Source organism: Longimicrobium sp., from assembly GCA_036377595.1.
In the GTDB taxonomy this organism is placed as follows: Bacteria; Gemmatimonadota; Gemmatimonadetes; order Longimicrobiales; family Longimicrobiaceae; genus Longimicrobium.
The window spans coordinates 34,815-48,237 of sequence record DASUYB010000026.1 but is presented as its reverse complement, the minus strand read 5'-3'; the positions used below and the strand labels follow the sequence as shown (position 1 = coordinate 48,237).

At 70.1% G+C, this 13,423-nt stretch carries 10 protein-coding genes and 21 tRNA genes; 6 read left to right on the top strand and 25 right to left on the bottom strand.

The features are described from left to right. Positions 1-172: 172 nt before the first annotated feature. Positions 173-1,510, bottom strand: a complete 1,338-nt coding sequence (locus VF092_04395; protein HEX6746512.1) for a putative glycoside hydrolase — start codon at positions 1,508-1,510, stop codon at positions 173-175. A 377-nt stretch (positions 1,511-1,887) separates the two neighbouring features. Here VF092_04395 and VF092_04390 point away from each other — a divergent pair, with 377 nt between their 5' ends. From VF092_04390 to VF092_04365, 6 genes are all read left to right on the top strand, one after another. Next, a complete protein-coding gene (locus tag VF092_04390) occupies positions 1,888-2,325 on the top strand; it encodes a VOC family protein (GenBank protein HEX6746511.1) in 438 nt (145 codons plus the stop codon). A 172-nt stretch (positions 2,326-2,497) separates the two neighbouring features. Next, entirely contained in the window at positions 2,498-2,950 is a 453-nt protein-coding gene (locus VF092_04385; GenBank protein ID HEX6746510.1) for a hypothetical protein, read from the top strand. An 86-nt stretch (positions 2,951-3,036) separates the two neighbouring features. Next, the gene (locus VF092_04380; GenBank protein ID HEX6746509.1) at positions 3,037-3,234 is read left to right on the top strand and encodes a hypothetical protein; all 198 of its coding nucleotides are present in this window, start codon (positions 3,037-3,039) and stop codon (positions 3,232-3,234) included. Positions 3,235-3,298: 64 nt separating this feature from the next. After that, positions 3,299-4,378: a hypothetical protein gene (locus VF092_04375; GenBank protein ID HEX6746508.1), complete on the top strand. Its 1,080-nt coding sequence runs from the start codon at positions 3,299-3,301 to the stop codon at positions 4,376-4,378. A gap of 284 nt (positions 4,379-4,662) precedes the next feature. Then, the gene (gene guaA, locus VF092_04370) at positions 4,663-6,207 is read left to right on the top strand and encodes a glutamine-hydrolyzing GMP synthase (GenBank protein HEX6746507.1); all 1,545 of its coding nucleotides are present in this window, start codon (positions 4,663-4,665) and stop codon (positions 6,205-6,207) included. Between the two features lie 195 nt (positions 6,208-6,402). Then, entirely contained in the window at positions 6,403-7,113 is a 711-nt protein-coding gene (locus VF092_04365) for a hypothetical protein (GenBank protein HEX6746506.1), read from the top strand. A 108-nt stretch (positions 7,114-7,221) separates the two neighbouring features. Here VF092_04365 and VF092_04360 read toward each other — a convergent pair whose 3' ends face one another. The 24 genes from VF092_04360 to VF092_04245 all read right to left on the bottom strand — a co-directional run bounded on the left by VF092_04360 (position 7,222) and on the right by VF092_04245 (position 13,229). Continuing rightward, positions 7,222-9,042, bottom strand: a complete 1,821-nt coding sequence (locus VF092_04360; GenBank protein ID HEX6746505.1) for a methyl-accepting chemotaxis protein — start codon at positions 9,040-9,042, stop codon at positions 7,222-7,224. Positions 9,043-9,380: 338 nt separating this feature from the next. Continuing rightward, a tRNA-Arg gene (locus tag VF092_04355) sits at positions 9,381-9,454 on the bottom strand. Positions 9,455-9,461: 7 nt separating this feature from the next. Then, positions 9,462-9,549: transfer RNA gene (locus tag VF092_04350), tRNA-Ser, on the bottom strand. Between the two features lie 196 nt (positions 9,550-9,745). Continuing rightward, a tRNA-Ser gene (locus tag VF092_04345) sits at positions 9,746-9,829 on the bottom strand. Between the two features lie 17 nt (positions 9,830-9,846). Then, a tRNA-Pro gene (locus tag VF092_04340) sits at positions 9,847-9,921 on the bottom strand. A gap of 187 nt (positions 9,922-10,108) precedes the next feature. Then, positions 10,109-10,181, bottom strand: a tRNA-Pro gene (locus VF092_04335). A 4-nt stretch (positions 10,182-10,185) separates the two neighbouring features. After that, positions 10,186-10,259: transfer RNA gene (locus tag VF092_04330), tRNA-Arg, on the bottom strand. 98 nt (positions 10,260-10,357) lie between these two features. Then, positions 10,358-10,440, bottom strand: a tRNA-Leu gene (locus VF092_04325). Between the two features lie 90 nt (positions 10,441-10,530). Continuing rightward, a complete protein-coding gene (locus VF092_04320; protein HEX6746504.1) occupies positions 10,531-11,052 on the bottom strand; it encodes an HNH endonuclease in 522 nt (173 codons plus the stop codon). A gap of 110 nt (positions 11,053-11,162) precedes the next feature. Further along, positions 11,163-11,234, bottom strand: a tRNA-Ala gene (locus VF092_04315). A gap of 91 nt (positions 11,235-11,325) precedes the next feature. After that, positions 11,326-11,398: transfer RNA gene (locus VF092_04310), tRNA-Ala, on the bottom strand. 25 nt (positions 11,399-11,423) lie between these two features. Beyond that, positions 11,424-11,497 (bottom strand) — tRNA-Thr (locus tag VF092_04305). A gap of 51 nt (positions 11,498-11,548) precedes the next feature. After that, positions 11,549-11,621, bottom strand: a tRNA-Cys gene (locus tag VF092_04300). Positions 11,622-11,626: 5 nt separating this feature from the next. Further along, positions 11,627-11,698 (bottom strand) — tRNA-Phe (locus VF092_04295). Between the two features lie 15 nt (positions 11,699-11,713). Continuing rightward, positions 11,714-11,786: transfer RNA gene (locus tag VF092_04290), tRNA-Asn, on the bottom strand. A gap of 22 nt (positions 11,787-11,808) precedes the next feature. Beyond that, a tRNA-Tyr gene (locus VF092_04285) sits at positions 11,809-11,893 on the bottom strand. A gap of 19 nt (positions 11,894-11,912) precedes the next feature. Further along, positions 11,913-11,985 (bottom strand) — tRNA-Met (locus VF092_04280). A gap of 7 nt (positions 11,986-11,992) precedes the next feature. Further along, a tRNA-Val gene (locus VF092_04275) sits at positions 11,993-12,066 on the bottom strand. A 9-nt stretch (positions 12,067-12,075) separates the two neighbouring features. Beyond that, positions 12,076-12,148: transfer RNA gene (locus VF092_04270), tRNA-Ile, on the bottom strand. A gap of 17 nt (positions 12,149-12,165) precedes the next feature. After that, positions 12,166-12,238 (bottom strand) — tRNA-Gly (locus VF092_04265). Positions 12,239-12,307: 69 nt separating this feature from the next. Beyond that, a tRNA-Asp gene (locus VF092_04260) sits at positions 12,308-12,380 on the bottom strand. A gap of 50 nt (positions 12,381-12,430) precedes the next feature. Next, a tRNA-Trp gene (locus tag VF092_04255) sits at positions 12,431-12,503 on the bottom strand. A 12-nt stretch (positions 12,504-12,515) separates the two neighbouring features. After that, a tRNA-Thr gene (locus VF092_04250) sits at positions 12,516-12,588 on the bottom strand. A gap of 308 nt (positions 12,589-12,896) precedes the next feature. Beyond that, entirely contained in the window at positions 12,897-13,229 is a 333-nt protein-coding gene (locus VF092_04245; protein ID HEX6746503.1) for a hypothetical protein, read from the bottom strand. Positions 13,230-13,423: the final 194 nt, after the last annotated feature.

Here is a 13,423-nt window from a genome sequence, read left to right as displayed (position 1 = left end):
CATCTCACGGGTTGGGGGGGATGGGATCACCCTTCATGGTAGCCGTCCATCTCCCGACCAACAATCACGTCGCCCCCCAGCACTAGAATTCTCACGCGGAGACGCGGAGCCGCGGAGCCGCGGAGGAATGCGCCCGACTCCTCCGCGTCTCCGCGTCTCCGCGTGAGATCCTCTACTGCCCCAGCGCGCCGGAAGGCTGCGATGCCACCAACTGGCGTGCGGCGGCGGCGCCCTCGCGGTCCAGGACGTCGACCTGCCTGGCCATGTGCACGGGCGGGACGAAAGGCTTCGCGCGGCCCACGGCGGAGCGCTCGAAGCCCGCGGCGACGGCGTCGTAGTTGGAGTTGGGGTTCCAGAAGATCCAGTCCTCCAGCCCCAGGTCGTACACCGCCTGCGTCTGCGCGCGCGCCTGCGCGGGGCCGTAGCGGAACGCGCGGTCGTTCCACGTCGCGGTGAACGCCTGCAGCCAGGGAACGATGCGCGCCGACTTCACCCCCGCCGACTCCAGCCGCCGGCTGCGGATCACCCCCTGGCCCACGGAGGCGAACACCGTCTCGTACGGCATCCGGTTCGGGCGGCGGATCCCCGGCAGGTGGGTGGGGAAGTAGTGCGACGGATATACCATCGGCAGTACGTGGTCCACCGTCGACGAGACGCGCTCCCACTGCTGCCCGATCCCCACGTCGAGCGGGTCGTTCATCGTCAGCCCGAACACGTCGGCGGTGATCGACGCGCCGAGCGGATGGAGCCGCGCGCCGGCCTCGGCCAGGAAGCCGGTGATGGCGTCCGCCTTCTTCCCCACCGCCGTGGGGAACACCTGCGTGGGAAGCGAGCGGTAGGCCTCGGGGAAGCGCACGTAGTCGAACTGAACCTCGCGGAACCCCGCGCGCACCGCCTCCTCGGCGATGGCCAGGTTGTAGTCCCACACGCGCCGGTCCCACGGGTTCACCCAGGTGTTGCCCACCTTGTCGTGCCAGAGCCCGCCGCTGGGCTGGCGGATGGACCAGTCCGGCCGCGCGCGGGAAAGGCGCGGGTCCTTGAAGACGACGATCCGCGCGATGGGGTGGATCCCGTGCGCCCGCAGCGTGTCGGCCAGCCCGCGCAGGTTGCGGATGGGGATGCTGCGCACGTGCGTGGCCTCCACCGCCAGCGGCAGCGCGCTGGGATAGCGGACGCCGTCCTCGTCCTTGACGTCGACCACCCAGGTGTTGAGCTCGGTGCTGTCGGTCAGCGCCAGCAGCTCCTTGCGCCGCACGGGGTTGCCCGCCGCGTAGGCGTTCACGTAGATCCCGCGGATCACCGGCGGCGCGGGGTCGTCGGGACGCGATCGGGCGCGCGCCGGGAGCGCCGGCGGCGCGGCGGCCTGCGCGTGCGCCTCGCCGGCGCCGGCGAGCTGCTTGACCAGGGCGGCGCCCGCGTCGGTCTCGGGCGAAGGGGTGCGGAAACAGGCGGTGAGGGAGGCGGCGAGCGCGACGCAGAGCGGCGCCCGGACGAGCGTGCGGGTGGTCACGGCGGTCCTGCGGGTACGGCGCTTACGGGTGGCGGACCGGGGGCGAGCGGGTGGCCGGCCGGGGGTCCGAAGGGTGCGTGCGAAAGGACGCGAAAATGGTGCCGCGGAAGCGGCCGCGCAATGCCCTCCCGGCGGGTTCGCGAGTGGCCCATTTCCGCCCCAGCGGCAGGGACATGAATTCCCTGCCACCGCTGGAAGAACGGCCCGCGCGGCGCCGTTCTGACGGAGATCGAACCGCGCGCCGTGGACAGGCTCGCCGGCCGCGGATCGCGAGTTCCAGTTTTTCGGAATTCCTGGCGGGTGTTATGGCGGCTCCGCGCCCGTCCGCACCGCCCGCCGAGTGGTCATCTGTTCACCCACCTTCCGGAGATTTGGGGATGGAGCCGCGCATCAGCCTGATCACGCTCGGCGTCGACGACCTGGCGCGCTCGCTGGCCTTCTACCGCGACGGGCTGGGGTGGACGCCGTCGAGCGCGAGCGTGGAGGGGGAGGTGGCGTTCTTCCGCGCGGGCGGCGTGGTGCTCGCCCTGTATTCGCACGCCAGCCTCGCGCGCGACGCGAGCCTCCCGGACCGGCGCGGGGCGTGGAAGGAGTTCGGCGGCATCGCGATCGCCCACAACGTGCGCGCGCGCGACGAGGTCGACGCCACGCTGGAGCTGGCCGTCCGCGCGGGCGGGCGTCTCCTCACCCCCGCCGCGGACGCGGAATGGGGCGGCCGCTCCGGCTACTTCGCCGACCCCGACGGCCACCCGTGGGAGGTGGCCTGGAACCCCGCCTTCCCCTTCGCGGAGGACGGGTCGCTGATCCTGCCGTGACGCTGTGGGGAGGAGGGGAGCATCAGCGCATCGGATCGTAACGAGGCGATTGCGTCAACCGCACCCAATCCGCATATTCTTGAGCGAAAGTGGCCTCGTCCGGCGCGGGCTCGTAATGAAGATCCGCCTCTCTTCGACTCGTCTCCGCTCCTTCCCATGCGTGGTGCGGCGCATGGCCGCGATGGCCATGGTCGCCGTTTCCGCCATTTCCGGGTGCGCCCGCGCTTCATCCCGTCTCCCTGAACGCCCGATCGTGGGCGGCGGCACCCTTGCTTCGCTCGTCGCGCGCGCCGACACGGCTGTCGTGCTGCTCTACCGGCCGTCGGACACGTTCGTGTGCAGCGGCTCCCTCCAGCCCTGGCTCGAGTGGAGACGTCGGCACGTCGGCGCATTCGCGCTGGTGTTCACGCGCGAGCCCACGAGCGCCGAGCGCACGCAGCTCGCGACGCACCACATCCGCGCGGATGGAATCCTACGGCGGCAGCTGCTGGATGCGATCGACGCACCGCCGGCTCCATCCGAGCTGCTGCTCGTGAACGGCCGCCTCGTGTCGCTCGACCGCGTGCGGCCGCGAGCCCTGCGTTCGGCCCTGTACCGGCGGATGGCATCGCCCGGGCGGTCGTGACGCCCGCATCCTGGATTCCTGGAGGTTCCCGCCAGTCTTTTGCCCAGTGCCGCCCCCCGGCACCACGTTCACGCGAGGAGGAGCCGATGAGCATGAAGACGAAGTGTTTCCGCCTCGCCGCGGCGGCGCTGCTGATGCTGGCCGCGGCGGGGCCCCGGCTGCTGACCGCTCAGGAGGACATGCTCGACGAAGGGTGCAAGTTCAAGACGCGCTGGAAAGACAGCCACAATCGCTGCCCCGCCTGCTGCAATCCGGTCGAGTACTCGTGTCCCTGCACGACGTGAGACGCTGATCTCCACGCCGTCGGGGGCGGCGCTCCTGGTTCACGGGGCAACGCTGGAGATGTGGATGCGCAAGCTGATCGCCGTTGTTCTGCTCGGTGCGGCCGGTTCCTGCGCGCGCGGTGATGGCGAGCACGAGGCGAGGCGCGGCACCGCGCTTCCGCAGCCGACGGTGCGATCGCTCGCGAGGCTCACGCTGACGGAGAACGATACCGCCTATCTCGGGCGCCCGGCCGCGCTGGCGGTGGATCCTGGGGACGGCAGCCTGTACGTGACGGATGCGTTCCTGGGACGCGTCCTGCGCTTCTCCGCGGACGGCCGGCTGCTCCGCGGCTACGGCAGGCGCGGCGACGGTCCCGGCGAGCTGCGAGATCCTGGCGCGGTGGAGGTCGCCGGAGACGAGATCGTGGTGGCCGACGTGGGCGCGCACCGGCTGACGCGCTTCGGCCGCGACGACGGCGCCTTCCGCGCCAGCGTGCGCTTCCGTGGCGTGCCGACCTCCATCGTGCCCGACCGCGGACGGCTGTGGCTGGGCGGGCTGGACGTGGAGCGGAAGACCAGCGTGGGCGTCTGGGAGCCCGGCGACGGCGAGGTGCGTGGCCTGGGCTCCATCCCCGCGCAGTTCACGCAGTCGGCGCCGCTGGCGGGGATTTACTCGGGCGCGGAGGTCGCCGCCTGGAATGACACGGTCCTGGTCGGCTACGAGGGGCTGAACCGCCTTACGTTCTTCCGTCCCGACGGATCGGAGATCCGCACCCTGCGCGTGCCCGTGCGCGCGCGAAAGGGCGAGATGCCCGATCTCGTCCACTCCATCGAGCACCTCGACTTTCCCGAACAGTTCAGCGCCAACTCGGTGCTGTTCCGCATCGCGCGGCTGCCGGGCGGGAATTTCGCCCTCGTGTACTACGACCAGACGATCGACGGCAGCCTGATCACCGCGCGCGTCTTCCTCACCCTCCTCTCCGCCGACTTCTCGCGTGCGTGCGTGGACCGCGAGCTTCCCGTTTCACGTGACGCGCAGCCGTACACCGCATTCCGCGGAGACACCCTCTACATCGTGCAGCAGGCCGTGCGCGGCGAGAAAGCCAGTGCTTACGTGGATCGCTACGTGATCGACGAGCACGCGTGCTTTGGCGCGCGAACCTGACGGACGCAGTCGAGCACCCGATCACCACGTTCGACCATCAAAGTAGCCGCGCGCGCAGCGCGCCCAGGTCCCTCCCCCAGTCGGTTTTGGGGGAGGGACAGGCTGTCCGGGCGCGACGGGAGTCGCGCCGGGCAGCCAGGGAGAGGGCCCCGCGGCTCGCACCGATCAATCCATCGCAGCGGTGATGTAGATCTCCCCACCGCCGGGTTTTCGTCCCGCCTGCCACGCCGTATCTTCCCGCCTCGCGACCTCATCTCCCTGACGCGCACGCCGACGGCATCTCCGTGGATCCCAACCGCATCCTCATCATCGACTACGGCTCGCAGTTCACGCAGCTCATCGCGCGGCGGATCCGCGAGGAGCGCGTGTACTGCGAGATCCATCCCCCCACCCGCCCGCTCGACTGGATCCGCGAGTGGGCGCCGAAGGGGATCGTGCTCTCCGGCGGCCCCTCCTCCGTCTACGACAGCGACGGACCCACGGCGGACCCCGGGCTGCTGCGGATGGGCATCCCGGTCCTCGGCGTGTGCTACGGGATGCAGCTGATCGCCCACCTCGAGGGCGGCGTGGTGGAGCACGGCAAGCGCGAGTACGGCCGCCAGCAGGTGGAGGTGCGTGAGGCTAGCGGCATCTTCGACGGCTTCGAGGTGGGCGAGCGCACGCAGGCCTGGATGAGCCACGGCGACCACATCGTGCAGCCGCCGCCCGGCTTCCATCTCCTGGCCAGCAGCGAAGGCATTCCCTGGACGGCGTTCGCGGCCGACGACCGGCCCATCTACGGCGTGCAGTTTCACCTCGAGGTGGCGCACACCACGCGCGGCGCCGAGATCATGTCGAACTTCGTGTTCGGCGTATGCGGGTGCCAGCCCACCTGGACGGCGGGAAGCTTCATCGAGAACGAGCTGCGGCGCATCCGCGGGCAGGTGGGCGAGGCGCAGGCGGTGTGCGGCCTCAGCGGCGGCGTCGATTCCTCCGTCGCGGCGACGCTGGTGCACCGTGCCATCGGCGACCGGCTGACCTGCATCTTCGTCGACACCGGTCTGCTGCGGCTGGGCGAGCGCGAGAGCGTGGAGCGCACCTTCCGCCAGCACATGGGAATCAAGCTCGAGGTGATCGACGCGTCGGAGCTCTTCCTCGGGCGATTGAAGGACGTGGAGGAGCCGGAGGAGAAGCGGAAGATCATCGGCCACACCTTCATCGACGTGTTCGAGGAGGCGGCCGCGCGCATCGGCCACGACGCGCGGTTCCTGGTGCAGGGGACGCTCTATCCCGACGTGATCGAGAGCCTGTCGGTGAAGGGCCCGTCGGCGACCATCAAGACGCACCACAACGTCGGCGGCTTGAAGGAGGACATGAAGTTCGAGCTGATCGAGCCGCTGCGGGAGCTGTTCAAGGACGAGGTGCGGCAGGTGGGCCGCGAGCTGGGGCTGCCGGAGGAGATGGTGGGGCGGCACCCCTTCCCCGGGCCGGGGCTGGCGATCCGCGTCCTCGGCGCCATCGACTGCGGCGAGCTCGACGTGTTGCGCCAGGCCGACGCCATCTACCTAGAGGAGATCCGCGCGGCGGGGCTGTACGACGACATCTGGCAGGCGTTCGCCGTGCTCCTTCCCGTGCGCAGCGTGGGGGTGATGGGGGATTTCAGGACGTACGAGAACGTGTGCGCGCTGCGCGCCGTCACCAGCCGCGACGGGATGACGGCGGACTGGTATCCCTTCCCGCACGAGGTGCTGGCGCGCATCAGCACGCGCATCATCAACGAGGTGAAGGGGATCAACCGCGTGGTCTACGACGTCAGCTCCAAGCCGCCGGCGACCATCGAGTGGGAGTAGCGGTCTCGATCTGACGGGATCAGTCCCGCGACGCGACGCCTGCGGGGGGCCCTCTCCCTGCCGCTTCGCGGCTGTCCCTCCCCCAAAACCGACTGGGGGAGGGACCCGGGCTCGCTTCGCTCGCGGCTGGTTCGATTGCTGTGACGTGATTCTCGCCGAAATACCATCTTCTTTATCCCCCACCTGACGAACTCCATGAAGATCCACATGATGGCGCTCGCGCTCGTTTCCGTGATGCCGAGCGCCGCGTGCACGCCGCCGCTCGCCTCCGGCCCGTCGCCGGTGGGGATGCCGCTCGACAGCCTGTACCAGCGCTCGATCGACGACGCGGCGGTGTGGCGGGCGGACCACGTGCTGCCGCTGAACGCCGCGCAGCCGGACGCGAACGGGAACGTGCGCGTGGTCACCTTCACCAGCTATCCGGGCTACATGCCGGGGCGTGACAGCATCCCCATCAACCTGTGGGTGACGCTGGTGCCGGAGGTCCGCGACTCGTGCCGCGGCTTCGCGCCCGACGAGCTGCGGCTGCGGCTGAACCAGCTGCTCGGCCTGCCGCCCTCCGGCGGTGACACGCTGATGGTGGAGATGACGGTGCCGGTGGCCGCCCTCTTCCGTCCCGTCGCCGACCCCGCCGTCACCACGCGCTATCCGTGCGGCGACACCATCCAGGCCGAGTGCGGGCAGCACTTCCCGGACGGCGTCGATCCGCGGCACGTGAGCTTCATCTCCAGCCAGTTCCTCACCCGCTGGCGCGTACCGAACGGATATCCCTGGACGCGGCTGGGATACACCTACAACTGGCACCCGGGCTCGCCGCGCTACGGCGCCTCCGAGTACCTGGTGCGCATGGGCACCGTCGCCACCGACGTGCGGATCAACCACGTCCGCGCCTACTGCCGCGCGTAGCGTCAGACCAGGAAAAGAATTGGGCTCACGCAGAGTCAGCAGGGTTAGCAGTTGAACCGCAGTTCACTGCTTACCCTGCTGACTCTGCGTGAGCCCAATCTGTTTAGATCAGCCTTCGGCCACGCGGAAGCGCGAGACCAGCGACGACAGCCGCTCCGCCAGTACGTTGAGCGAGTCCGCGCCGTCGCCCGCGCGCGAGCCGCCGGCCAGCAGGGAGATGGAGGCCATCGTGCCCTCCAGCTGCTCGGAGAGCGCGGCCATCTCCTCCGCCGACGCGGCGTTCTCCTCGGCCACGGCCGCCACGTCGCCGATCATCCCCGCCGTCTCGTTCACGCGGCCGGAGATGGTGCGCGTCTCGTCGGCCAGCCCCTGCACCACGCGCTCGCTCTCTTCCAGCGCGTGGAAGATGGCGTCGAGCGCGCCACCCACCTCGGCCGCGCGGCCGGCCGTCTCCTGCACCCCCGCCGCGCTGCGCTCGATGGAGACCACGGTCTCGTCGATGTCGCGCTGCATCTCGGCCACGACGGAAACGGTGTGCGACGCCGCGCCCGACGCGCTCTCCGACAGCTTGCGCACCTCGTCGGCCACCACCGCGAAGCCGCGCCCCGCCTCGCCCGCGCGCGCGGCCTCGATGGCGGCGTTCAGCGCCAGCAGGTTGGTCTGCTCGGCCACCTCGGTGATGGCGCGCACGAACTCCTCGATGCGCGCCGAGTGGCGCTGCAGCCGCCGCACCTGCTCGGTGTTCTCGACCGCCACGCGCCCCAGGTCGCCCGTGGCGCGGGCGATGGCGCGCACCGTCTCGCCGCCGCCGCGCGCGGCCGCCACGCTGTCGCGGATCGACGCCGCCATCCGCTCCGTTCCCGCGGCGATGTTGCCCAGCGCGCCGGAGATCTCGCCCGTCTGCCCGTACACGTGCTGCGCCGCCGCCGACTGCTCCTCGGCGCCGGCGGTGATCTGCGCCACCGCGCCGTTCAGGTGCTCCACCCCGGTGCGCGTCTCGCCCGTCAGGCTGGCGATCTCCGCGCTGTGCGAGGCCAGCGTCGCCCCGGTGCGCTGGATCTCGGCGATCACCGCGCGCAGGTCGCCCGTCATGCGGTTGAACGAGCGCGCCATCACCCCCACCTCGTCGCGGCTGGAAACGGGAAGGGTGGCGCCGGTCAGGTCGCCCGCCGCGATCCGCCCCGCCGCCTCGGCCACGCGCGTGACCGGGCCCGCCACGCCCCGGTGCAGCACGCGGCTGAGCAGGTACCCCGTCAGCGCCAGCACCAGCAGCGAGGCCAGCCCGATCGCCATCGCCGCCGTCCCCGATGCGGCCACCGAGGCGCCGAGCGCGTCGCCCGAGGCCTGCTGCGCGTCCTCGAGCTGGCCCAGGAACACGCGGAAAGAGTCGAGGCTGGCCTGCAGCGCGGCCTCCTCGGCGTGATTCTCACGGCCGGCGCCCACGGGCGCGGCGGCCAGGCGCGCGGCCATCCGGGCGCCGATCTCCGCGAAGCGCGCGCGCTCCGCCGTGGCCTGCTCGGCCACCGCGCGGCGGTCGGCCGGGAGGTCGGGGAGCGCGCGGTAGCGGTTCAGCCGCTCCTGCGTCTGCCCGATGTTCTCGGCGTAGAAGTCGAGCGCCTTCTTCGTTTCCTCCGGCGTGGCCGCGTGGGCGGCCTGGTCCAGCGCCAGCCGGGCCTGGTAGCCGTCGCGGTCGATGTTCAGGATCAGCCCCAGCCCCGCCATGTCGCGCGCGGTGAGGGTGCCGGTGAGCGAGCGGGCGCGCTGCACGGCGGCCAGCATGGCCACCGCGCCCACGGCGGCGACGAGCAGGAGCACGGCCACGCCCGCGCGCAGCTTCCACGCGAACGGCCAGTCGCGCGGCGAGCGCACGCGCATGCGCCGCGTCGTCCGGGGCGCCGCCGGAGGCGCCGGGATGAGCGTATCGGTCATCGGGGTATGATGCAGGAGCGGTCGAGCAATGCCGGAAGTCCCCGGCCCTTTGCCTGGCGCGGGGGATGCGCCGGACGCGGGCCACGGCCGCGGAATCAGCTTGAAGCGGATGGGTGGCAGAAACTTACGCGCCCTTTTGCGCCATGGCAACCCGTCCGTGCGCGAGGCGGGCTGCCGCACGGTCCACCCCGCGGAACGGGGCGGACCGCGCGGCGATCTCGAGAGACTGCAAGAGACAGCAGGGGGGATCGAGGAAGGGCGTGGGGAGGGAAATCGGTCCCGGGTCCGGGTTCTCGCTGCGCCGGCGATGGAGATTACGTTCGGGGATGGGGATTGGATGCGCCCGGCAGGACTCGAACCTGCGGCCTTCGGTGCCGGAAACCGACGCTCTGCTCCGCTGAGCTACGGGCGCATGGGGATGGAGGGAGGTGAGGGATTCGAACCCCCGGCCCCGCGTGGGGCTCCCGTTTTCGAAACGGGCGCAATCGGCCGCTCTGCCAACCTCCCCGGGATCGTGCCGCAGTGCCCCCGGCGGGATTCGAACCCGCGCACTCCCCCGGAGGAGAGTCAGGCAGACCGGGAAAACCCGCTTCCCTACTGGGGGCTCTACCCGTGTTCTGTGCCTCTGCAACCCGCTGCCTGTGACCCGTTTCCGTAGTTTTACGGCGCTCTGTCCGATTCTGAGCTACGGGGGCAAAACCAGAGGAGGGTGGGGGATTCGAACCCCCGTGGGCGTTGGCCCTCGCGGTTAGCACCCGCGCGCAATTGTCCACTCTGCCAACCCTCCATCGATCCATCATCCAGTCGGGACGCGCGGATTCGAACCGCGGGCCTCTGGTACCCGAAACCAGCGCTCTGGCCTGGCTGAGCTACGTCCCGTCATCCACACACCCTCCTGGGTGGAGTATTGGTGCGCCCGACCCGATCACGTGCTGACGCGATCATAGATCCTTCGGCCTGCAAGCTCTTGAACAGACGCTGATTACGGTCTGACCGGCCTCAGGATGACGTCAGCCTGGGATCGGCCTGGGGTGCATCAGCCAAACTCCCGGATTTTTCTTACCAGTCGAGACGCGCGGGCTCGAACCGCGGACCTCCCGCTCCCAGGGCGGGCGCTCTTCCAGCTGAGCTACGTCTCGGAAATGCCCCCGCCAGGATTCGAACCCGGGACCTCCGGATTCGTAATCCGGCGCTCTGGTCCGCTGAGCTACGGGGGCGAACTGCGGTGGACAGGCGACAGGTACAGGGGACAGCTGATCGGCCGGTCGAATCGTGTTTCATGCCGGCTCTCCGCTGTACCTGCCACGCATCCGAGTTCCCTGGGAGGGATTCGAACCCTCAATGCCGGTGCGGCCTCCCGGGTCTGGGCCGGGCGAGTCTGCCATTCCTCCACCAGGGCAAGGGCATCAGGGGAGAGGGAACAGGGAACGGGGTACAGCAAGCGAAGACGGCACCATCTCCATCCCGCTGTTCCCTGTTCCCTGCTCCCTAGAAGGCCAGGAGCTCGGCCACGTCGTCGTGGCGCGCGCGGACCAGCTCCCACGCCGTGGGGGTGCGCGGCTCTGCGAGCAGCGCCATCCCGGCCTCGTCGGGGGTGCGGTCGGCCTTCCGGTTGTTGCACGGCTCGCAGGCGGTGGCCACGTTCCGCCACTCGTCCCGCCCGCCTCGCGACAGGGGCACGACGTGGTCACGCGTCAGCCGGTGCCCCTCGCGCCGAACCTGCGCCTCGGTGCGGCCGCAGTACTGGCAGCGCCGGCCGTCGCGGTCGAACAGGTTCTGGTTGCTTCCGCCGAGCGGCGCCGCCCCGAACAGCCGGGCGGGCAGCTTCACGTCCGCGCGCAGGCGCAGCACGCGCGGCGCGGGCACCACCAGGCGCATCGAGCGGAAGCGGCGCGTGGGGTGGGCTCGCTCGATCTCGGCCTTGCCGTCCACGTACAGCTGCACGGCGCGCTGCACGGTCACGGTGCAGATCGGCAGGTAGCCCGGGCTGATGACCAGCGTCATGCTCATTGTCGCATCTCTCGCTCACCTCTCCGGGAATCAGGAGGCGCCCGCCCGGCTCCCGAAACCGGAAGGGCGTCGGCCCGCCGAGCGCGGGCACATCTCGTCGTCGTGGATAGTGGAACCGGGCGGATTCGAACCCCCATCCTTCCGCTTGCAGGGCGGATGCTCTCCCGTTGAGCTACGGTCCCAGGGAAGTGCCCAGTGCCCAGTGCCCAGTGCCCAGTGCCCAGTGCCCAGTGCCCAGTGCCCAGTGCCCAGTGCCCAGTGCCCAGTGCCCAGTGGAGCCGGAGGGAGTCGAACCCTCGACCTCTCCGCAGCCGACGGAGCGCTCTACCCGCTGAGCTACGGCCCCATGTATCCATCGCAAGCACCCGCAGAGCCGAAGCCCGGGATCGAACCGGGGACCTCTCGCTTACGAGGCGAGCGCTCTTCCATTCTGAGCTACGACGGCGACAAACCGAACTGGGCACTGGGCACTTGGCACTGGGCGCTTTCAGTTCAGACCTCCCGCCGGGAATCGAACCCGGTCGCTGTCGGTTTTGCAGACCGATGCCTTCCCACTTGGCTACGGGAGGATGAGTTGCCCGGGAGGGAATCGAACCCCCGACGCGCGGATCTTCACTCCGCCGCTCTACCCCTGAGCTACCGAGCAATGGCGATCGAAAAGAGGGCGGGGTGGGACTCAAACCCACGCGCACCTGATTAACAGTCAGGCGCTCTACCGGCTGAGCTACCCGCCCGGGGGTTGATGAATCGCCGAAGTGCCGGGTGAAGGATTCGAACCTCCGTGGCCCCGCAGGGCTCCTGATCTACAGTCAGGCGCGATCGGCCTCTCTGCCAACCCGGCGTCTCGTGGTGACTTGCAGTACCAGCGGGCGGATTCGAACCGCCGGCCGCTCCAGTATGGGTGGAGTGCTCTACCGGCTGAGCTACGCTGGCGTGGAAGTAGTCCGGGGAGGATTCGAACCTCCGCTCTCCTGTGTGTGAGACAGGCGCCTTCGGCCGCTGGGCTACCGGACCGCATTGAGATGGACACGGGAGGAATCGAACCTCCGACCGCTCGGATATCAGCCGAGTGCTCTCACCCCTGAGCTACGTGTCCCTGTCGATTGATTGAAAAGCGGACAGCGGGATTCGAACCCGCGGCCTCGACCATGGCGGGGTCGCGCTCTGCCATCTGAGCTATGTCCGCAAAGCAGTTCCCCGGGCACTGGGCACTGCGCACTGGGCACTGGGCACTGGGCACTGGGCACTTCCACAGCGATGCCACGGGGATTCGAACCCCGGTCTCCGGATAGACAGTCCGGTATCCTCGGCCGCTGGACGATGGCACCATGACGGAAGCGCACCGACGCACTTCCGCACTCACGCACTTTCCTGGAAGCACGGCGGGAGGGAATCGAACCCCCAACCCCCGGTTTTGGAGACCGGCGCTCTGCCAGTTGAGCTACCGCCGTGTGTGTGCTTCAAGCTTCCGCGGGGAGTCGAACCCCGGGCCTCGTCCTTACCATGGACGCGCTCTGCCTGCTGAGCTACGGAAGCGCTGGAGTCGCGAGGGAGAGGTGCGGACCTTCCTGCCGTGCCGCGCCCCGTCCCGGGAGTCGCGTGCCACGTGATGGTGCGGGCGCCGGCCGTCCGGCCCGCCCTCCCCCTCGCGAAACCAGCTCACGAGAACCCATGACCCGGATTGTCAAACATGCCGGGCCGCGTGGGCCCGCCGGTGCTGCAATGCCGCGCGGGTCCGTGTCACCGGAGCCGCGGGGAGAGGGCCGGAACGACGAAGCGCCCCGCCTCCACGTCGGGAGGCGGGGCGCTCGAACCATCACAGCGCCAGGTCCGGGTGCGGATGCCTACGCCCGCAACGGACCACCTCCCGCGAGTTGTGCCGAATCCTGCCCGTACCACGCACTGCCGACGCTCGAGCGCGCCTTGCCGCCGAATCGATCGCCGATCTCCGTCCCATTCCGCCGGCCACGGACGGCCGGCGCGATAATCCCGCCCATGTCCAGTCCCCGCGCGGCGGGGCTCATCGCCGCGGCGCACGGCTCCGCCGAGGCCCCGGGCGCATGCGGCGCGGGGGCGGCCACGGATGCCGCGTGCGGCATCCGGATGGCGGCGGCGAGTACGGTGGTGGTCATCGCGGGTTCTTCGTTCGTGCGTCGGTTCAGTCGTTCGTCGTGCATCCTGCCGCCTCCGATACGGCCGATCACGAGGACCGGTTTCGAGGCAAAACGAAAACGGGAGGCGCGTCCGATCGCCCCGTTTCCTGGGGCAACCCCGTCTCGCAGACCAGCCCTTGCGGACTCGGTGCTGCGCTGACGGCTGGGGACGCGACTCCCGTTTCGTGCGCCAAAGACTATCTACGTCCCCGCCCGCC